This window comes from Alicyclobacillus tolerans, from assembly GCF_900142255.1.
GTDB classification, from domain to species: domain Bacteria; phylum Bacillota; class Bacilli; order Alicyclobacillales; family Alicyclobacillaceae; genus Alicyclobacillus_I; species Alicyclobacillus_I tolerans.
Window position 1 is genome coordinate 62,008 of record NZ_FRAF01000010.1, and the last position, 18,782, is coordinate 80,789.

The following is an 18,782-nucleotide window of genomic DNA, read 5'->3' on the forward strand; positions in this document are numbered from 1 at the left end:
AAAGGAACTTTCGTCATTTAACCATATATGTGGGTATCAGTAGCTTCAAACCATCTCAATTCCAGTTTAGTTGGCCAAAACTTGCAGATGAGTCTTTCAAAACATTCCACGGTTGTGTCAAGAACGATTACGATCGAGTCTTGCTCATTTTGGCGAGCGGCTTGACGGATACGACATCGGATGCAGATTAGATTCCGGATCACTTGGCCGTGTGCAATCTTCTTCTCCAGCTTTTTTTGTTACCAGGGTATGTACCGAACTAGCGTTTCAGCCGTGAATAAAAGTGTCATGAGAGCGTGAATATGGTTTTCGTTTGGTGAATGGCAACCGAGCATTCCGAGTTCTTGCTTTACCGTGCGAAGAAACATGACTTCCATACACCAGCGCTTTCAGCCATGCTCCACTACCACAGAAGGCGCATTGTAACGGTTGCTGACAAGCAGATAGGCTCCTTGTCAAGGAAAATTTATTTTTATCACTTCTTCCACGATTGAAATCGAATCAGGAGGGCAGCTTCAAACCCAACCTCTAAACATTCACCAATTTTAAAGATTGTCGAATGTCACAAACCGTGGTATGTTGAGTTTACAATTTCATGCATGCAAACGGGAGCTCGGCAAACCGGGCTGAGAGGGTGTTTGTGGACACCGACCGTCAACCTGATCTGGATAATGCCAGCGTAGGAATTCAATTGCACTTATACCTTTAGGTTGTGCAGACCGCCGCAAACACTATCCGGCGGTCTTTTTTCATATTCAAAATTTTATATCCAAGGAGAGTGTTTATGATGACAGAAAAAATTGATTATTTTCCTTGTAGTAAAAAAGTGTATATCCAAGGAACGCGGTCAGATTTGCAAGTACCTATGAGAGAAATTCAGTTATCTCCTTCTACGGGACGTTTTGGAAATCAAGAAAACTCGCCAATTCGAGTTTATGATACCAGTGGACCCTATACCGATATTCATAGTGATACCGATATTCGAACTGGCTTAGCTCCTATTCGTCGTCCATGGATTTTAGAAAGAGGTGATGTTGAGGAATATCAAGGGCGCCAAATTCTCCCTATTGATAATGGTATAAAAGCATCTTCGGGCTCTTCTCAGCAAGAGATATTTCCTGGATTGCTTCGTAAACCTCTTCGAGCCAAAAAGGGTCACAATGTAACCCAGTTGCATTATGCCAGAAAAGGAATATTGACGCCCGAGATGGAGTTTATCGCAATTCGTGAAGGAAGAGATCCCGAGTTTGTTCGTCAGGAAGTTGCTTCCGGACGCGCTATTATTCCTTCCAATATCAATCACCCCGAGAGTGAACCAATGATTATTGGTCGCAACTTTTACACAAAAATCAATGCAAATATTGGGAATTCTGCTGTAGCCTCTTCAATTGAGGCAGAAGTAGATAAGATGAAATGGGCTACACTTTGGGGTGCTGATACAGTCATGGATTTATCGACAGGAAAAAATATCCATACTACTCGCGAGTGGATTATTCGTAATTCTCCTGTACCTATAGGGACAGTACCAATATACCAAGCTCTCGAAAAAGTGGGAGGAGAAGCGGAAGCATTAACGTGGGAAATTTATCGAGATACGTTAATAGAGCAAGCCGAACAGGGTGTGGACTATTTTACCATCCATGCCGGAGTATTGCTGCGATATATACCACTGACCGCCAAACGTGTTACAGGAATAGTTTCTCGAGGCGGTTCGATTATGGCTGCCTGGTGTTTGGCGCATCATCAAGAAAACTTTCTATATACGCATTTTGAAGAGATTTGCGAAATTATGAAGACGTATGACGTATCATTTTCGCTTGGAGATGGTTTGCGTCCAGGCTCTATTGCTGATGCGAATGATGAAGCTCAGTTTGCCGAGCTTGAAACACTTGGTGAATTGACAAAAATAGCTTGGCAACACGATGTCCAGGTTATGATTGAGGGGCCAGGACACGTCCCTCTGCACAAAATTAAGGAAAATGTTGATCGGCAAATGGAAGTTTGTCATGAAGCACCTTTTTATACACTCGGTCCACTAACCACGGATATCGCGCCTGGATATGACCATATTACATCGGCGATTGGAGCAGCCATGATTGGTTGGTTTGGAACTGCTATGCTGTGTTATGTAACTCCCAAAGAACACTTGGGATTGCCTAATAAAGATGATGTAAAGGAAGGTGTCATTGCTTATAAAATTGCTGCACATGCGGCAGACTTGGCAAAAGGTCATCCGCATGCTCAACAGCGGGATGATGCATTATCGAAAGCGCGTTTTGAATTTCGTTGGCGTGATCAATTCCATCTTTCGTTGGATCCACAGCGTGCAATCGCATATCACGATGAAACATTGCCTGCTGAACCCGCTAAAACTGCCCATTTTTGTTCGATGTGCGGACCGAAATTTTGCAGCATGAGAATTACGCAAGACATACGAGAATATGCGCAAGCTAAAGGATTAAGTGTAGAATCTGCCATAAGTGCGGGTATGGATGAAAAGGCAAAAGAATTTCGTGAATCAGGAAGTCAAATTTATCAGGCCTAAATTGATGTTTTGCAATGAACTTTTTCTTTATTGTTCATGTCTGTAAGGTTGTCAAGGATGACACAGGGTCTCTGGAGAAATAGTCGATGTGTTGCGAATGGAGGTGGTGTCTATTTGGATTTTGAAGATATTCACCTCATTCGCAAAGCACGTCGGGGAGACTATGAAGCGTTCAGTTGTATTGTGAAAAATTATCAGAATTACGTTTATAGTACAATTTATGGGATTTTGCAAAACCGGGTAGATGCGGAGGATGTAACCCAGGAAACGTTTATCAAAGCTTTTCAATCTCTAAAGAAATTGCAAGACGAACGAGCCTTCTCTACTTGGTTAATTCGTATTGCAATTCGTACAGCAATTGACTGTTTGAAGGCCAAACAAAAATGGCCCAGTGTTGAATTGGATTCTGAGAAAATTTCCACGCCACACGATCCCCATCCAGCAATAGATACTCGTATGGATATAGAACGGGCTTTGCGTGAATTATCGGAAGAGCATCGAATCGTAACTATTTTACGTGCTGTACATGAACTTGAATATGATGAGATTTCTGTTTTGCTGGATATACCCATTGGAACGGTTCGTTCGCGCGTGCATTATGCACGCTCACGTCTGCGTGAAATCTTAAAAGAAGAGAGGGGAACTTTGTAATGAAATATTCCTCAGAAGACGAAAAACTTACGGACGATGTGGATGTGGATGTTCAGGAGTATCTCCTTTCCCTGGTTGCTCCTGTTCATCTGCATGAGCAAGTGATGCAAAAAATTTGGGATATTCGACGTCAAAAGCAGATTCAACGATTGGCTATAATCTACATACTGTTCATTTCCGTGGGATCAGTTTGTTGTCTAGCCTTGTTGTTGTCACCTTTCGGACTGATATGTAGGGTCTTGTTAACGCTTGTATATGATATTTTTCACGGGTTAAGCCATTTGCCTATACCATTGAGTTATGGTTGGCTGGGTGTGTTTGCGTTCTTGTGTGCCGTCTGTTTATTGGGGTCAGTTTATGGTTTGAAAAAGTTGTTACGAGGCCTACAAAGCGAGGTTCTACTATGAAGAAACGTTGGTGGATGGGGTTGGCCATTGGCGCTGTGGCAGTCCTTGTCTGTCTGGTACCCTTTTTCCATTTGCGAAATGTTTACGCTGTGCGCAGCGCATATACCATCTTCCGTCAACAAAATACAAGCATTGCGCGCGGTCAAGTTGTAGATGATGCGCTTATTCTTGGACACAACGTCAATTTGTCAGGCCATGTCTATGAGATTTTGGCAGTCATTAATGGTAATGTGCACGTGACATCGAGTGGAAGCGCAGATATCTTGGTGGATTTAGGAGGTCAAATTTTTCTCGATCACGGTGCGCATGTTCACCAGTTATATCATCTTTCACTGTCCACTCCGTTTTGGAACGGGGTACTTTTGGGCGGGATGTTTGCTTTGCTTTTGTGGATGGGTATGCTTGTGCTTAGTATGGGTTTGCTGTTTATAACGACAATAGTTGCATGGGTATTTCAAGAATACACAGTGGTACCGTTTAATATTTTAAAATCTTCGGCTCGCACGGCGGGAATTGCTGGTTTGCTGATGACCGTAATCTGTCTGGCTGTCAGTGGGCTTTTGGCCGTAACACTAATAGCCATTCCTCTTGCTGCAGTTGCTGTTGTGTTGTTCGTAATTGCTGGGATTTTGGGGTTATCTGTTGTTGCTCTTTGGATAGGAGATTTATTTTGGCGAGAATCCAATCAGAAACGTCCAGAATGGGTAAGAGCAATGATGGGCTCTAGTCTGATGTTGGCTTTCTGCAATCTTCCTTGGATTGGTCTGCTTTTCTTTTGTATCTTTTGGCTGATTGGAATAGGGACGATAGCGCTATGGTTAGGAGAAGTTTGGAGGAAGCGAGGAAAACGCGGAAAAGCGATGGCATCCTAAAGGGAGTATTTAGGAATCCATTGCTTTTTCACGCATTTTTTAATGGTTATCTCATTTTAAATTATAGAGTAGAAGAATGCTTTTCTTCTTTTGTTACTGCAGTAGTTTTGGGACCAAATCGAAAAATCTTGGCAATGAAAGATGAAAGCGGAAAAATCCATCGCGAAAACTTCCACATCACTTTCCCCGAAAAAATACCGATGATCATACCGCCAATGACATCTGTTGGGTAGTGTACACCAACAAAGACACGGGCAACCATAACAATAATCGCAATAACGGTAAAGGTTCGACTAATCCATCGACTATTATGTCCCCAAGAGCCGGCTGCAAAACCAAAACTCCCAGATGCATGATCGCTCGGAAAAGAAGCGTCATTGCTATGAGGAATAAGCTGGTTAAACGAACCTTTTGGAAAGACAGTAAAAGGTCGTGGCCGAAACCAGATGTGTGAAATTATCAGATTGATGATCAATGCCAATATGCCTGCCAATCCTGCCATAATCAGAGCGTGTCGACGTTGGATATCTGGTTTGGGAAGAGTAAACCAAGCAATAAGAAAGAGCAACGCATAAATCTCTGGAGCATCCTTGGCAAAAAAAATCATGACTTGGTCGAGTAAAAAGCTATGTCCAGCTAGACCGTTGATGAGATGATAGAGAACAGTATCAAATGGATTGAGTAAAGCCGCGTGAAACATGAATTCACTCCTCTTTCTATAAATAGTCACAGTATTACAGACAGTCAGGACTTGCAAGAAGTTCATTTGGCTATAAATTTTTTTCTCAGCATTTATTTGTTTGAGAAACAGGGGGGTATTTTTCATCCAACATCTTCTTCATCAGTACGGTTACGAGGGATTATTTATCATTTTACTTGCGGAAATGATTGGTTTTCCGTTTCCTGCAGAAACGACGCTGACTCTAGCTGGAGTGGAATGGTCGCAGGGTATGTTTTCTTTTCTTCCGCTATTGCTTGTATCTGCCTTTGGTAATATTGCTGGTTCGACCATCGCTTATGGGATAGGTTATTTTTTGGGTCGTCCCGTCATCTTGCGATTTGGACGCTGGGTGGGTGTTACAGAAGCGCGTCTAAAGAAGGCTGAAAACAAGTTTGCACAGTATCAAATCAGTATTCTGCTGTGGGGAAAGTTTGTGAGTGTGATTCGTGTATTGGTGCCTTACATTGCTGGTCTTGAACGTATGCCTATGATAAGATTTTCCCTTTTAAATTCCATTAGTGCTTTTCTCTGGGCTGCTGTTTTTCTTTTGGAAGGCCGCTTTTTAGGGGGTTTGTGGACTGATGAACGTCATAGAGAGTGGTATGTTGTTTTGGGCATAGGCATAGTGATGATGCTCGTTGTATGGTGGAGATGGCAAACGGCAAAACGGCGTCATGGACAGAAAAATGGATAAGGGAGGAGGTTATCTTGCGCGGACGCTTTGCACCAAGTCCAACAGGGTTACTGCATATAGGCAATGCTTTGACCGCGGTACTTGCTTGGATGCATGTTAGGTCACGGGGTGGGGAATTTTTGCTGCGAATTGAAGATATTGACCAGCAACGGTGTAAATCGATATTTGTCGATCAACTTGTAGAAGATTTGCAATGGCTTGGTCTTGATTGGGATGAGGGTCCAGATATCGGAGGTCCCTATATGCCTTATCGGCAACGCGATCGTCAAACGATATACGATGCAGCGTTTACTAAGCTTTTAGAACAAGCTTTGCTCTATCCATGTTATTGCAGTCGTTCTGAACTGGCGGATGTGCTTATTGCGCCCCATGGATGGTTTGCTGATGAGCCGCGATATCCAGGAATTTGCCGTCATTTAAAGCCTCATGAACGAGTGGAAAAAGCCTGCCATAAAGCACCTGCTTATCGTTTTCGCGTGCCTGAGCAGAACATTGGTTTTGCGGACGAAGTGTATGGAGAAGTGAACATTCGTCCATCGGAAGGCGGCGATTTTATTGTCCGTCGTTCAGATGGGTTGATGGCTTACCAACTAGCAGTCGTAGTGGATGATGCAGCTATGGGCATAACCCATGTGTTGCGGGGGTCTGATTTGCTGGCTTCGACATCTCGCCAACTGTTGTTATACCGCGCACTCGGATATGACTCGCCCACATTTGCACATACTCCACTTTTGCTTGATGAATATGGTCGTCGTATAGCCAAACGTAATTCAACAGCCACATTGTTGGGCATGCGACTGGCAGGAGTTCATCCTGAGGAGATTATAGGGGTGATAGGTTGGCTATTAGGGCTAACGGATATGGCCGATCCGCTTTCATTAACTGAACTGTTATCTTGTTTTTCTATATCCCGTATACCGCAGTCTCCACTTCGATTGTCTGTGGAGTGTCAGAAACGGCTGCGTATCAATGTGACCTATTAGGTTTCTTTCTTTTATCTATGAATCGAAAAAAATCTAAAGGAGATAAAGTTTGAAAAATGAATACATTTATAGAAGTATGAATTCTTTTTCTGTTGAGGAGGCTTTTGATGAGCGTTCGACGTCAAGATATACGTGAAGAAGAAGTTTGGAATCTGCAAGATATTTTCAAAAATGAAGATGAGTTTCAACAAGCAGTGGAACTCATCGATCACACTATAGAGCAAATGAGAGAAAATACAGAAAAAATGGAGTGGAATGAGTCCCGGTTGATGCAGTATTTGCATGCTCGCGATGCTTTGCTAGAGCAGTGTAACAGAGTAATGGGTTACGCGATGCTGCGATTTAGTGAAGATGGAACGGATCCTATTCATCAAGCTTTATTTGCCCGAGCTCGAAATGTTCGAATGAAGGTAGAAGAACAATTGACGCGTGAACGGGATGGATTATTAAAGCTTTCTCAAGAAACATTGCATCGATTTGCGGAATCAGAAGAGTGTAAATCGTATCAATTATTTTTAAGAGAATTGGCAGAAAGCAAGGCGCACGTTTTGCATCCGGAAGTTGAACATACATTGGCGGCGCTGGGGGATGTACTGTCTTCACCTTCTACCTTATACAGAACGACGACTGGTGCTGACATGAGATTTGCTCTTGTAGCAGATGAACAAGGACAGGAATTTGCTGTGACACCCTTTAGTGTATTAATCCGTGCCGAATCATCTACAGACAAGGAGTTTCGGCAGCGCGCTTACGAATCTTTGGTAGCGGGTCTAAAACCTTATCACCATACATTGGCTATGTCATTGGTAACGGAAATTCAAAAAAATGTGACTCTAGCAAAATTGAGAGGCTATTCGTCAACGGCTGATATGCTATTACATCAATCTACAGCTTTTGGCGATTGGGCTGATCAAGTACCCGTTTCTTTTTTTGAACGAGTTTTAAACGTGTTTATGAAGGAGCTGGCTCCACAAATGCGCAGATATGCGCGTCTGCGCAGTCGTGTTTGGGGAATGGAGCGATTGCATTTTTGGGATGTTAAGGCTCCTTTGGTTGCGCATTCTGAACATGTTCCGTTTTCAACAGTGACGAAGAGTATACCAGAAGCGGTTTCTCCACTCGGTAAAGATTATCAGAAGTTGATAGAGAGAGCTTTTTATGAACGCTGGATTTATCGCGGCGATAATATAGGCGCATTACAAGGCGCATATTGTTATCCCATTGCCGGTGTGCATCCGTATGTTTTTGCTCCATATCACCATACCTTGTATGACATGTTTATCGTAGCGCATGAACTGGGACATGCTGGACACGCTGTCTTGGCTGCTGAACATCAGGTTCAACAAAATCGTTCCTCAAGCCGTCTGTTTGTTGAAGCTCCTTCCACTTTTCATGAGCATCTTTTGGCGCATTATTTACGAAGTTCTCATGGCGAACAAGCAGTAGCTGAAATTCACAGTATGCAACTACTTACTTTTCACCACAATTTTGTTACTCATTTGATTGAAGCTGAGTTATTGCGCAGGTTATATCGTTTAGCTGATGAGGGGCAACCGTTAACTGCGGGAGTACTGGATACTGTTCAACTGGACATTCTAAAAGATTTTTGGGGTGACAGTGTTCATTTGGATGAGGGCGCGGAGATGACATGGATGAGACAGGCTCATTACTACAGTGGTCTCTACCCCTATACGTATGCGGTTGGCTTGACAGCATCTACGGTACTGGCTGCTCGGTTGGAACGCGGTGAGAATGTGATGACGAATTGGTTGGAAATCTTAAAATTAGGTGGAAGCGTGCACGCCTTAGACGCGTTTCAAAGAATGGATATCGATATGAATACTGAACAGCCGTTTCAAGAGGCTATCTCTTATGTGGGAAAACGAATTGACGATTTAGAAAACCTATATCCATAAGTTACTTATATTCGTTTGCCAAGGTCAATAGATGGTTTTTCAAGAAAAGGATGGTTAGCGATGGAGAAGCAAGACGGGTGTTATTTACCAAAAACACTTCAACAAACTGCTTTTAAACTTGATCAGGCGGATTTGTTGTCGGAGTTTCGTCAACAGTTTTATCTTCCCGAAGAAAGCATTTATTTAGATGGCAATTCTCTTGGATTGTTATCTAAACCAGCAGAACGGGCGGTACTTTCGATGCTGGATAGTTGGAGACAATATGCTATTAACGGTTGGAGCCAGGGGAGGCACCCTTGGTTTCAATTGTCTGAGGAATTGAGCAGAGAATTGGCAAATTGGGTAGGTGCAGACAAGGAGAATGTTATTGCAACCGGATCGACCACGGTCAATTTACATCAGTTGCTCGCCACTTTTTATCAACCCACCAGCCAACGGTATAAAATTGTAGCGACTTCACTAGATTTTCCTTCCGATATCTACGCCATTCAGAGTCATTTGCGGCTTCATGGGCTAGAGGCTAAAGATGCTCTTGTCCTTGTTCAGAGTCACGATGGTCTGACCGTACGGGAAGAAGATATTACGCTAGCCATGACAGATGATGTTTCGCTGGTGCTCCTCCCTTCGGTATTCTATCGGAGCGGTCAATACCTTTCTATGCCACAATTAGCGCAAGCAGCACGACAACGTGGTATTCTGATTGGCTTTGATTTATGTCATTCGATTGGCATTATGCCGCACGAATTACAGTCATGGGACGTTGATTTTGCGTTCTGGTGCCACTATAAATATCTCAATGCTGGTCCAGGTAGTGTGGCAGGTCTATATGTTCATCCTCGACATCATCATAGGTTGCCGGGATTGGCTGGATGGTTTGGATCGGACAAAGAAGTACAGTTTGATATGTTACATGATTTCACGCCAGCTCAAGGAGCAGGAAGATTTCAGATTGGAACGCCGCATGTGCTTAGCTTGGCCCCACTTTTGGGTTCGTTGGAAATCTTTCAGCAAGCTGGAATCCAAGCCATTCGATCTAAGTCACTTCAACTCACGCAATTTCTCATCGATTTGGCAGAAACCTATCTTTCACCTTATGGGTTTCAAATTGGCAATCCTCGCGAACCGGAACGCCGAGGCGGACATGTGTGTTTGATTCATCCTGAGGCCATTCGAATATGTAAAGCAATGAAGCAAGTGGGAGTCATTCCTGATTATCGCGCACCAGACGTTGTTCGGTTAGCACCTGTCCCACTCTATACCTCATTTACTGATGTTCTAGAAGCGGTCGAACGAATCATACAAGTTATGGAAAACAAAAGTTATGAAGCGTTTGAAAAACAACGTGAGGTGATTGCCTAAGTGTGAATGGATTGCATTGTTTGATTTGAAATATTTGGTTCTGGTGCAAAGATTGCGAGCAGCGTAGATTGGCCCGTTTGCGATCCATTGATTAGGCGGATGTTTCAAACAGGTAATCGATGAGCGGGACAATGGAACAAGCAGGCGTGCGCTGCATATCAACCTGCTTCTTTTGTAGCATATGCATAGCCTCTATCCCAGTAAGTGTCTTTTCGGCAGTCACGAATGACTGAAACCGAAGCATGGGTTTCGTCATCCTTATGAATGCGTTCATACATGTCGGCCTCATCTTAACGATTGATACGGCGATCGTAGCACTCAAGTGGTTTTTGCACCAGAACCAGCTTATTTGTGGCTATGCAATTCAATGATTTCAACAATCTGCTCAAACGTGTAGTGATGGTTCACCACATCGACCACGAAGTCCTCAGCTACGTTTTGGTCCATTACGAAGGTGTACCCGTTGTACCCTAGAAACTGAAGCAGAGATAGAAAAGCCGTGCGTTTATTGGCACTATGGAACGCGTGATTTTGCGCTAGCGATTCAAAAAGTGCAGCTCCCTTTGCAAAAATCGTTGGGTAAGCATCCTCACCGAACACCGATTGTTTAGGCCGATTTACCGCCGAATTGAGTAAATCTGGAGACTTCACTCCGGTCTGTTCACCTGACGAAAACTCCTGTATTACCCAAAGATTTATCGCAATCACTTCTTCTTCGGTCAGAAATTGGGTCATCTGTCTTTCAAACCTTCGATGGTCTTACGATATTGATCCACATTAGCTTGCAAGACCTCAAAAAATCTCGGATCAAGTCCTTGTGGAACTTTGGGAGATTTCCGAAGCACGATTTCACCTTCATTCTCGTTTACGATGATTTCAAGATCATCACCAAGGTCTACATTAATTCTCTTCAACAGTTCTTTATTAAAGGTCACACCTAAACTGTTCCCGATTTTCGTGACTTTCCGGTGTACAGGTTCCATCGGTACTGCCCCCATTGGCAAAGGTTTCTCCTCCTATCTTTACGTTACTCAGGAAACGTTATACATGTTATAACGATTATAACGCTCAAACAAAAAAAGTACACAGAACCACTTAAACATCGGGATCATGATGTGTGATTTTGAGGTTGAAAAAAGCTAGCCCATTCCAAGCTTGTCATTCGCACTTTCTTCCTCGTTTATGTATCTATGTGCTTCTTCAAACACCTATCCCAGTAAGTGTCTTTTCGGCAGTCACGAATGGCTGGAACCGAAGCATGGGTTTCGTCATCCTTATGAATGCGTTCATACATGCCGGCCTCATCTTAACAATTGATACGGTGATGATATATTTATAAATCCGGAAATACAGATATAATGTTTGGGAGTGATTCTTTAGCGTATTGGAGTGAAATCTATGGACGCACAGTATAATTCGCTCGGTCTTATGCCGAATTTGCGTCAATTTCTCTGGTTGGTTATGATGACGATTTTGGTTGGTATGACAGTAGGGTTAGAGCGGACCATCATTCCCCTCTTAGGTAAAAATGTTTATCACATTACTTCAATCACCGTTATTTTTGCATTTATCATTGCTTTTGGCGTAACCAAAGCAGCACTCAATCTGGTAGCAGGTCAACTTTCTGACAGATTCGGTCGGAGACCTGTTCTGATAAGTGGATGGGTACTTGCGATTCCAATGATTTTGCTTCTTTTATTTGTTCACACTTGGACGTCTGTCATTATTGCAAATATTTTTCTCGGAGCCAATCAGGCTTTTGCGTGGACCATGACAGTGACGCAGCAGCTCGATCTCGCTGGACCTAAGCAGCGGGGACTGGCCATGGGTATTAATGAAGCGACAGGATATATTGGTGTAGCGATTTCGACAACTTTAACCGGAATGATTGCAGCGCATGATGGACTTGTACAAGCACCTTTTGTATATGGTGCAATAGTTTTGCTGGCGGGTCTTGGTATCAGTATAGGGATTATCCGAGAAAATCGTGGTCACGTCATTCAAGAAGCGAGTATTTCATCATCTCTGAATTTGCAACAACAACAGAAAAGTGTTGAAAAATCTGGCGTTTGGCATATTCTCTGGACAACCACTATCGCCAATCCAACATTATCTGCATGTAGTCAAGCTGGAATGGTGAACAAGCTAGTAGATACACTGGTTTGGGCCATGTTACCGCTATATTTAGCACAATTACATGTATCCATTGTGGATATCGGACTGATTGGAGGAACTTACACGGTTGTGTGGGGATTTGCTCAGTTTGGGACAGGAATTTTATCTGATTATATAGGAAGAAAACCGCCCATTGTGATAGGTATGGCGTTCTTGGGACTTGGTATTTTGATTTTTGGATGGGTGGATGGTCTGATAGAGTGGCTTATAACAGCGGCTAGCATGGGGCTTGGTATGGCGCTACTTTATCCCAATTTAAATTCAGCAGTAGCAGACGTTGCTCCACCTGCAATTCGTGGTGGTGTACTTGGTGTCTATCGCTTGTGGCGTGATGGCGGATATGCGATTGGTGGACTTCTGCTCAGTATGACCATTCATTCCATGGGTATGCAGTCTAGCTTGTTTGTGATTGGGTTGATAGTCTTGGCCTCCATGATGATTGTCCTATTGCGAATGAAGGAGACGCATCCCCATCGTTTTATGAAAAAGAACGGTTTTGAATAAATGTGTATTTCATTGAGGGAAGTGATTTTATAGATGTTCCATGTTAACGAGACCTATGAATGGTTGGACAGTCAAGGGAAGATTGACGTGGTTTGTAAAGCATTGGCAGATCCAATTCGTCGATCTCTTTTGAAAATACTAGGCGAAAAACAATATTTTTGTCACCTGGATGGTGAAACGGTCAATGGTGTTTGTGTACAAGATTTGAGTAAGTTGTTGAAGTTACCCCAATCAACGGTATCGCGGCATTTGTCTATTTTAAGGCAGGCCGGTTTGGTTGGCCATGAACAAAAAGGAACGTGGCACTACTATTATTGTCGAGTGGAAACATTAAAAAAATTAGAACGCTGGATTCAGTCTATGATTCCAAAAGACTTGGACAAAGAGGATGAAAAGGCCAACTTTTGAACGCTAGTTGTTGATGAATTGGTACGATAGAAACATACGTCGGGATTTTTGAAACATTGGCACGATATACGATGTTCTCAACAAGTGAGATTCATTGGAGAGGTGTGTGTCAATGTTAGGCAAGAACTTCATCACTGTAGAAGAGATGAGTCAAGATAAGTTAGAAAGTATGATTTCAGGGGAAGTGCTGTTTCCAGAACATGTTCAGTACAATGAACGTCGTAAAGTATGGAACGGATTATTTGATAAACGGCCTGCGGTTATTGTGAATTGTCAAAATGAAAAAGATGTTATGACAACGGTGCGTTTTGCACGTTCTCAAAAACTTGCTGTGGCTGTGCGTGGGGGAACCCACCATATTGCGGGTTATGGCACTTGTGAAGGTGGTGTGTTGATTGATACGTCAGCAATGCGTGAAGTAAAAGTAGACTTAGCAAGTCAGACCGTTAAGGTTCAGAGTGGCGCGCAGGCTGGCGACGTGATTCGGGAAACACAGAAATACGGTCTTGCTGTTCCAACTGGCGATGTTTCGAAAGTTGGCATTGCAGGTTTGACACTTGGCGGTGGTATGGGTTATCTGCGGCGTAAGTATGGTTTAACCTGTGATCATCTTTTAGAAGCGGAGATAGTGTTAGCGGATGGTCATCTGATTCGTGTCAATGAAGTTGAAAACTCGGATTTGTTTTTTGCCATTCGTGGGGGTGGTGGAAACTTTGGTATAGCGACTTCGTTTACATTTCAAGCACGTCCAATAGGACCTATGGTTTACGGTATTCATCTGATGTATTCCATAGTGGATTTAACAAAAATATTACAAGTCTGTCGCAATTATTTGCGAGAGGGCCATCATGATGTCAGTTTTAATATTGCTATTCACACTATTCCTCCACTTCCCCACGTCCCAGATTTTTTGATAGGAAAGAAAATCGTCAGTTTAAGTGGAATGCATGCAAGTGAGGACATGGAATATGCTGCACGTGAAATTGCTCCGCTGCGTTCAATTGCAGAACCACTGCTCGATTTGTGTGGGCCGATTAATTACACACATCTTCACACCCAATTGGATGAACGCATTCCTGTAGGAATTCCTGCGTATGGTAAATCTATTTATTTGAGATCAATAGACGATATCTCCATTTCAACCATCACAAACGCACTCAATAAAGCAGGACCAACATCCATGGGTATGGTATGGATTCTGGGAGGACGTATGGCAGAAATCCCAGCCCATGAAACTGCCTTTGGCCAACGTGATGCCGAAGCGCTTGTCATAATGGAATCGCTTGCTGTGCCAGGCATAAGCACAATGGAAGAGGGAAAAGGATGGGTGGACGAATTTCATCAAAAATTATCTTGTCAGCAACCGTCTTTAGCAACCTATCTCAATATGGCAGGTCTTGAACATGATCCTCAAAAAGTTGTGCGAGCGTCTTATGGCCATAACTACGAGAGACTTTCTGCTGTAAAACGTCAATATGACCCAGAAAATATCTTTTGTTTCAATCCTAATATTTTGCCAGATTAAGCGGATAACTGTGTCTTGCAAACTAGTTTCTTATCCCTAGTCTGTCTTACAATATGGTTGGCAGGCTATGGATGTGTGCGGGGGTAAAGGTCAATGGGTGAAAAGTTGATAGGACGAGAAGTAGAGAAAGAATGGTTTTTGCATTGGCTTTCTAGTCAGAATCGACGGACGACAGTCCTATTTGTATCCGGAATACCAGGAGTAGGGAAAACATTTTTGATGCGTTATTTTGAAGAAGTATCAAGTGAAAATGCTGCACAAACTGAGTGGATAGATTGTGCTTTGTTAGACAGCGAACGTGTCATGCATTGTCTTCAAGAGATATCTAAGTCCAGAATTGTATCCCAATCTATGGATTCTCCAGCAGATGTCCATTCCAATAGTTTACAAGAACCTTTCATCCTCTTTGTAGATCATTTGGATACCCAATCTGAAACGGAAAATTATATATTGAATCAATGGATTCGCTGTATGCCAAAACACAATCTTCTCCTTGTTTTAATCAAACGATCCAGAAGTTCCATCCATCAATATTGTCATACTTGGTTGTTGACTGCATGGCATGACATGTATCTGGAACCTTTTACTCGTCAAGAGGCTACACAATTTTTACGTTCTTTTTCACCTCATTTAGATTCGCTGGTTATTCATCAGATGATTGGGCTAAGTGCAGGTCATCCCATGATTCTGACAGATTTTGTTTATCAGGATGCGAATCCAACACATAGATTTACTAATGAAGGATTTCCTAATCTTTTCGCAATATTGACAGATTCCATTGACGATACGGATACAATGGATGTTTTGTGTTCTCTCGCGTTTTTGCTGGAAGGGAACCAAGAAGATATGTGTGACTTTCTTAGGAAAGAAGTCAGTTGGTTGACCTACCGTCGTGTCTCCAACCTTTCCTATATTCAGTATCAATTGGGTGATCTCGTTATTCATCCAGTAGTAGCTTATCTATTAAGATTGGATTTTCATCATAGAATGCCGCGACGGGCACAAGAATGGAGTCAAAAAGCAGTTTTACTGTTCTTGGAGAGAATCGAACAGGAATCAACGTCAGAACGAAAAAGATACTGGTTCTCTCAATTGTGTTTATTGCTCAGTGAGGCTCAAACTCATCAACAATTGCTTTTTCCCCAGACCAACTCTTTATTTTATCAAGATGATTTCTATCAAATTATTGTTCCATCAGGTAAAGAGAAAAGGCAGCAGTTAATGGACTGGTTAGAAAAAATACCACATTCTCTGGATGCATCAGGCGGACAGGAAGAGATGGTCGATTGGTTTGAACAAATGGCCGAGCAAAATACTCAAGGTATCCGTGTTCTGGAAGATAGAGAAGGACAAATTGCAGCTATGCAAATGGTTGTGTCTCATTATGAACATCTTCCGAAACGAGTCAGAGCGCAGATGGCTAAACTTTCCCATTTGGAAAAAGAGCTAGGCATGGCACTTGATGCAGCCCCTTTGGTCTTACTGATGGTGCATTCTCCTGACGTTCTGGATAGTACGTTGGATGAGTGGCGAACAAGATTTCTCTGTTACCAGCTTGCTAGTCAAAGTTCCCATGTACAACCGTTAATTTTCTTGGGGCAAGCTTCTATACCTACGTATCTTCGTTTTCATCCATGGTTGAAAAACGTATCCGTTTCTGGCGTTCAAAAAAATTCGGGTATACCACTTTATACTTTGCAACTGAAAAAAGACGAACTTCAACAAGCTCATGCTTTATCTGTTCATTATCCATCTGAGAATGGGGTGGAATTGCGCACAGCCCATGAGCATGAGCTTATTTTGAGTGAGGATGATGTGCGGGAAATTTTACAGCATCTTCATCATTTGGAATATTTAGATACGTTTGTTCGCGAAAGAAAGATGAATCTCACTGTTAGTGAACTGCGGGATAAATTGGTTGGTATTCTTGTTGCCGACCAAATTCCACCTCCGCTCACTCGTGAGCAGCAACGACTTTTGCGCATCACTTATATGGATCGGCCAGGTACGGTGATTGCGATTGCTCACCGCTTGGCTATGAGCCGCACGACGTACTATAGAGTACTGGCACAAGCTCATCATCATTTTACGCTCGCGCTTCGTTCTTAAAATTTGTCGGAGGGAGATAATTGTGTTTGTTTGAGACAATGTTGGAATGTATGAAACAGTTAATTCAGGTACATTCGATATCAGAAGTAGTCTGTAATCGATAGAGAGAAACAGGAGGTGAAGATGATGTTAAATTTATCTGCTTTTGACAATGAAGAAAACTTCGGTGAAGAAGATGTTGTACGTTTTATGCGCAATCGTAGCGCTGAAGACTGGTCTGCTTTACTTGCTCAGACAGAGATAGTGCAATTCAAACAAGGTGATTTGGTATTGCAACAGGGAGAAATTGATCGCGCTTTGTACATTGTATTGACAGGTGAACTGGAAGTTGTGCTCTTCTCAACAGAAGGCGAAGATAGACGTTTAAGCAGATTAGCTGCTGGGTGCATTTTTGGTGAACAATCTTTTCTCGATGGAAAACCGAGATCGGCAACTGTGCGAGCTGTTACCAATGGAGAAATGCGTATGCTTCCTTGGTCGGCATTTGAACGTTTAAGTGATTCAAATCCACATCTCGCTTTGGGGATTTTGTTTGATATCGGTTGCGTGCTTTCAGAGCGTTTGCGTCGTATGAATCAATTCATAGTGTAGAAAAATTCTGAAATAAGGATAGGAGATAAAATCAAATGGCCCAATTAGAAGGTCACGTAATCCGAAAAACCCCTAGTGTTTTAAAGCCTTCCGTATTGCTCATACTGACGGCTGCTTTTGTGACATCACTATCCACTTACATGGCACAGCCGTTTTTCATTCTTTACTATCATCAGGCTCTGCATTTTTCTTCTTTGGAAGCTGGTGTCCTGATTGCCATCATGCCGCTATGCGGTGCTTTGTTTGGAGTTGTTGGAGGCTATGTTTCGGATTTCATAGGTATTCGCAAGGCATATGCTTCTGCGCTTTTGCTTTCCGGATTTTGTATGGCAGGTTTCGCCTTCTTTCGTTCATTTTTTGAACTTTTTATACTTTCAGCTGTACTGGGACTGTGTATGGCTACTACTCGCAGTGGCGCGCAAGCACTCTTGAAAGGGCGTGTCGCCGAGGAACAGGCGGGTACAGCGCAGACTTATCTATACTGGCTAAATAATTTATCCATCATCGTTGGCCCGCCTGTTGCTGCTTTACTGCTTGGAGCAGGCGCGAAAGCCAACGTGTTTGTGGTGTCATCTATTTTGATGGTCGTCATGTCGCTCTGTGTCTTACTCTTACTGGATTCTCCCTTAAAAACACAAAAACCAAGCGGAAGTGAGGCTTCTGCTACAAAAAACGTCAGACCACCTTCTTTTCTTCAATCCATGAGCATGTTGCAGGCCAATCGTAGACTGCGGTGGACTTTTTTTGCCCTTTTTTTCTACATCATGCTAGAAGCACAGCTGACGTCCACCGTACCGCTTTATATGTCGGAGAAATTTACAGAAGGATCTAAATTTTATGGATTTATTAATACAGAAGTTGCAGCCATAGCACTTTTTCTCACGCCTATTCTTGCTCGTATCACAAAGAAAAAGAGTGTTTTAGGAGTCTTATCCACAGGTATTCTTGTTCTAGGTATTGGACTGGTGGTCGCCGGATTTTCCGGATCAGTCATTGGTTGGTATATAGGCATTTGTTTCTACGGACTTGGTGAGGTTACAGCGATGCCCAAAATCAATGAGGTCATGGTTGACGCAGTGGATAAAGAACAACCGGCTACATCTTTTGCTGCTTTAAATACTTCTCTGTTCTTGGGAATGTTTGCGGGATATGCAATTGGTCCATCGTTGATTGCTCAGATGAGTTCAGGTTGGCTATACACAGGAGCGTTAGCATTGGCTGTACTTTCCGTGATCTGTTTTATCAATGCTCGGCGAGCTATTGTGGTGTCGCAAAGTGTGTCGTTAGAGGTGGAGGGTCATTCAAACGTATAATTGATAGTG

19 protein-coding genes and 1 riboswitch are annotated in these 18,782 nt (G+C 42.9%); of the genes, 15 read left to right on the top strand and 4 right to left on the bottom strand.

Annotated elements, in window-relative coordinates; genetic code table 11:
* The first annotated feature begins 29 nt into the window (after nucleotides 1-29).
* The 5 genes from BUA75_RS16080 to BUA75_RS07115 all read left to right on the top strand — a co-directional run bounded on the left by BUA75_RS16080 (nucleotide 30) and on the right by BUA75_RS07115 (nucleotide 4,475).
* On the top strand, nucleotides 30-191 hold the full coding sequence (locus BUA75_RS16080; RefSeq protein WP_207549723.1) for a hypothetical protein: 162 nt from the start codon (nucleotides 30-32) through the stop codon (nucleotides 189-191).
* Between the two features lie 404 nt (nucleotides 192-595).
* A riboswitch (TPP riboswitch) is annotated at nucleotides 596-703 on the top strand.
* 84 nt (nucleotides 704-787) lie between these two features.
* Nucleotides 788-2,545, top strand: coding sequence for a phosphomethylpyrimidine synthase ThiC (thiC, locus tag BUA75_RS07100; protein ID WP_083574170.1), 1,758 nt, complete (start codon nucleotides 788-790; stop codon nucleotides 2,543-2,545).
* Nucleotides 2,546-2,659: 114 nt separating this feature from the next.
* On the top strand, nucleotides 2,660-3,196 hold the full coding sequence (locus BUA75_RS07105; protein WP_072873909.1) for an RNA polymerase sigma factor: 537 nt from the start codon (nucleotides 2,660-2,662) through the stop codon (nucleotides 3,194-3,196).
* Nucleotides 3,196-3,603 carry a hypothetical protein gene (locus tag BUA75_RS07110; protein WP_072873910.1) on the top strand — a complete coding sequence of 136 codons (408 nt, stop codon included), beginning with the start codon at nucleotides 3,196-3,198 and terminating at the stop codon, nucleotides 3,601-3,603. The genes BUA75_RS07105 and BUA75_RS07110 overlap by 1 nt, the downstream gene beginning before the upstream one ends.
* A complete protein-coding gene (locus BUA75_RS07115) occupies nucleotides 3,600-4,475 on the top strand; it encodes a hypothetical protein (protein ID WP_072873911.1) in 876 nt (291 codons plus the stop codon). The genes BUA75_RS07110 and BUA75_RS07115 overlap by 4 nt, the downstream gene beginning before the upstream one ends.
* 61 nt (nucleotides 4,476-4,536) lie before the next feature.
* On the opposite strand, the gene BUA75_RS07120 is transcribed toward BUA75_RS07115, so the two are convergent.
* Complete coding sequence (locus tag BUA75_RS07120; protein WP_072873912.1) at nucleotides 4,537-5,175, bottom strand: phosphatase PAP2 family protein; 639 nt, start codon at nucleotides 5,173-5,175, stop codon at nucleotides 4,537-4,539.
* A 184-nt stretch (nucleotides 5,176-5,359) separates the two neighbouring features.
* Between BUA75_RS07120 and BUA75_RS07125 the strand changes: the two genes are divergently transcribed.
* The 4 genes from BUA75_RS07125 (at nucleotide 5,360) to kynU (ending at nucleotide 10,148) form a co-directional block, all read left to right on the top strand.
* Complete coding sequence (locus BUA75_RS07125) at nucleotides 5,360-5,890, top strand: DedA family protein (protein WP_083574159.1); 531 nt, start codon at nucleotides 5,360-5,362, stop codon at nucleotides 5,888-5,890.
* Between the two features lie 14 nt (nucleotides 5,891-5,904).
* Complete coding sequence (gene gluQRS, locus BUA75_RS07130; RefSeq protein WP_341350428.1) at nucleotides 5,905-6,873, top strand: tRNA glutamyl-Q(34) synthetase GluQRS; 969 nt, start codon at nucleotides 5,905-5,907, stop codon at nucleotides 6,871-6,873.
* A gap of 107 nt (nucleotides 6,874-6,980) precedes the next feature.
* Nucleotides 6,981-8,789, top strand: coding sequence for a M3 family metallopeptidase (locus BUA75_RS07135; protein WP_072873913.1), 1,809 nt, complete (start codon nucleotides 6,981-6,983; stop codon nucleotides 8,787-8,789).
* A 60-nt stretch (nucleotides 8,790-8,849) separates the two neighbouring features.
* Nucleotides 8,850-10,148, top strand: coding sequence for a kynureninase (gene kynU, locus BUA75_RS07140; protein WP_072873914.1), 1,299 nt, complete (start codon nucleotides 8,850-8,852; stop codon nucleotides 10,146-10,148).
* A gap of 91 nt (nucleotides 10,149-10,239) precedes the next feature.
* Here kynU and BUA75_RS16085 read toward each other — a convergent pair whose 3' ends face one another.
* The 3 genes from BUA75_RS16085 to BUA75_RS07155 all read right to left on the bottom strand — a co-directional run bounded on the left by BUA75_RS16085 (nucleotide 10,240) and on the right by BUA75_RS07155 (nucleotide 11,146).
* The gene (locus BUA75_RS16085) at nucleotides 10,240-10,392 is read right to left on the bottom strand and encodes a hypothetical protein (protein ID WP_207549724.1); all 153 of its coding nucleotides are present in this window, start codon (nucleotides 10,390-10,392) and stop codon (nucleotides 10,240-10,242) included.
* A 101-nt stretch (nucleotides 10,393-10,493) separates the two neighbouring features.
* Nucleotides 10,494-10,883, bottom strand: coding sequence for a type II toxin-antitoxin system death-on-curing family toxin (locus BUA75_RS07150; protein ID WP_072873916.1), 390 nt, complete (start codon nucleotides 10,881-10,883; stop codon nucleotides 10,494-10,496).
* Nucleotides 10,880-11,146, bottom strand: a complete 267-nt coding sequence (locus tag BUA75_RS07155; protein ID WP_083574171.1) for an AbrB/MazE/SpoVT family DNA-binding domain-containing protein — start codon at nucleotides 11,144-11,146, stop codon at nucleotides 10,880-10,882. The genes BUA75_RS07150 and BUA75_RS07155 overlap by 4 nt, the downstream gene beginning before the upstream one ends.
* 400 nt (nucleotides 11,147-11,546) lie before the next feature.
* On the opposite strand from BUA75_RS07155, the gene BUA75_RS07160 reads away from it, so the two are divergent.
* From BUA75_RS07160 to BUA75_RS07185, 6 genes are all read left to right on the top strand, one after another.
* The gene (locus BUA75_RS07160) at nucleotides 11,547-12,827 is read left to right on the top strand and encodes an MFS transporter (protein WP_072873917.1); all 1,281 of its coding nucleotides are present in this window, start codon (nucleotides 11,547-11,549) and stop codon (nucleotides 12,825-12,827) included.
* A 33-nt stretch (nucleotides 12,828-12,860) separates the two neighbouring features.
* Nucleotides 12,861-13,235, top strand: coding sequence for an ArsR/SmtB family transcription factor (locus tag BUA75_RS07165; protein ID WP_072873918.1), 375 nt, complete (start codon nucleotides 12,861-12,863; stop codon nucleotides 13,233-13,235).
* A 112-nt stretch (nucleotides 13,236-13,347) separates the two neighbouring features.
* On the top strand, nucleotides 13,348-14,760 hold the full coding sequence (locus tag BUA75_RS07170; RefSeq protein ID WP_083574160.1) for an FAD-binding oxidoreductase: 1,413 nt from the start codon (nucleotides 13,348-13,350) through the stop codon (nucleotides 14,758-14,760).
* Nucleotides 14,761-14,853: 93 nt separating this feature from the next.
* Entirely contained in the window at nucleotides 14,854-16,869 is a 2,016-nt protein-coding gene (locus tag BUA75_RS07175) for a hypothetical protein (RefSeq protein ID WP_072873919.1), read from the top strand.
* Nucleotides 16,870-16,995: 126 nt separating this feature from the next.
* The gene (locus BUA75_RS07180) at nucleotides 16,996-17,460 is read left to right on the top strand and encodes a Crp/Fnr family transcriptional regulator (protein WP_072873920.1); all 465 of its coding nucleotides are present in this window, start codon (nucleotides 16,996-16,998) and stop codon (nucleotides 17,458-17,460) included.
* Nucleotides 17,461-17,495: 35 nt separating this feature from the next.
* On the top strand, nucleotides 17,496-18,773 hold the full coding sequence (locus BUA75_RS07185; RefSeq protein WP_072873921.1) for an MFS transporter: 1,278 nt from the start codon (nucleotides 17,496-17,498) through the stop codon (nucleotides 18,771-18,773).
* Nucleotides 18,774-18,782 lie beyond the last annotated feature (9 nt).

What these genes read in the sequence shown, in the direction of transcription:
- BUA75_RS07170 (WP_083574160.1), top strand. Translation starts at nt 13,348, where the DNA reads ATGTTAGGCAAGAACTTCATCACTGTAGAAGAGATGAGTCAAGATAAG.
- kynU (WP_072873914.1), top strand. Translation starts at nt 8,850, where the DNA reads ATGGAGAAGCAAGACGGGTGTTATTTACCAAAAACACTTCAACAAACT.
- BUA75_RS07155 (WP_083574171.1), bottom strand. Translation starts at nt 11,146, where the DNA reads ATGGGGGCAGTACCGATGGAACCTGTACACCGGAAAGTCACGAAAATC.
- BUA75_RS07180 (WP_072873920.1), top strand. Translation starts at nt 16,996, where the DNA reads ATGTTAAATTTATCTGCTTTTGACAATGAAGAAAACTTCGGTGAAGAA.
- BUA75_RS07160 (WP_072873917.1), top strand. Translation starts at nt 11,547, where the DNA reads ATGGACGCACAGTATAATTCGCTCGGTCTTATGCCGAATTTGCGTCAA.
- BUA75_RS07115 (WP_072873911.1), top strand. Translation starts at nt 3,600, where the DNA reads ATGAAGAAACGTTGGTGGATGGGGTTGGCCATTGGCGCTGTGGCAGTC.
- BUA75_RS07110 (WP_072873910.1), top strand. Translation starts at nt 3,196, where the DNA reads ATGAAATATTCCTCAGAAGACGAAAAACTTACGGACGATGTGGATGTG.
- BUA75_RS07125 (WP_083574159.1), top strand. Translation starts at nt 5,360, where the DNA reads ATGATTGGTTTTCCGTTTCCTGCAGAAACGACGCTGACTCTAGCTGGA.
- BUA75_RS07120 (WP_072873912.1), bottom strand. Translation starts at nt 5,175, where the DNA reads ATGTTTCACGCGGCTTTACTCAATCCATTTGATACTGTTCTCTATCAT.
- thiC (WP_083574170.1), top strand. Translation starts at nt 788, where the DNA reads ATGACAGAAAAAATTGATTATTTTCCTTGTAGTAAAAAAGTGTATATC.
- BUA75_RS07150 (WP_072873916.1), bottom strand. Translation starts at nt 10,883, where the DNA reads ATGACCCAATTTCTGACCGAAGAAGAAGTGATTGCGATAAATCTTTGG.
- BUA75_RS07135 (WP_072873913.1), top strand. Translation starts at nt 6,981, where the DNA reads ATGAGCGTTCGACGTCAAGATATACGTGAAGAAGAAGTTTGGAATCTG.
- BUA75_RS07185 (WP_072873921.1), top strand. Translation starts at nt 17,496, where the DNA reads ATGGCCCAATTAGAAGGTCACGTAATCCGAAAAACCCCTAGTGTTTTA.
- BUA75_RS07175 (WP_072873919.1), top strand. Translation starts at nt 14,854, where the DNA reads ATGGGTGAAAAGTTGATAGGACGAGAAGTAGAGAAAGAATGGTTTTTG.
- BUA75_RS07165 (WP_072873918.1), top strand. Translation starts at nt 12,861, where the DNA reads ATGTTCCATGTTAACGAGACCTATGAATGGTTGGACAGTCAAGGGAAG.
- BUA75_RS16085 (WP_207549724.1), bottom strand. Translation starts at nt 10,392, where the DNA reads ATGCTTCGGTTTCAGTCATTCGTGACTGCCGAAAAGACACTTACTGGG.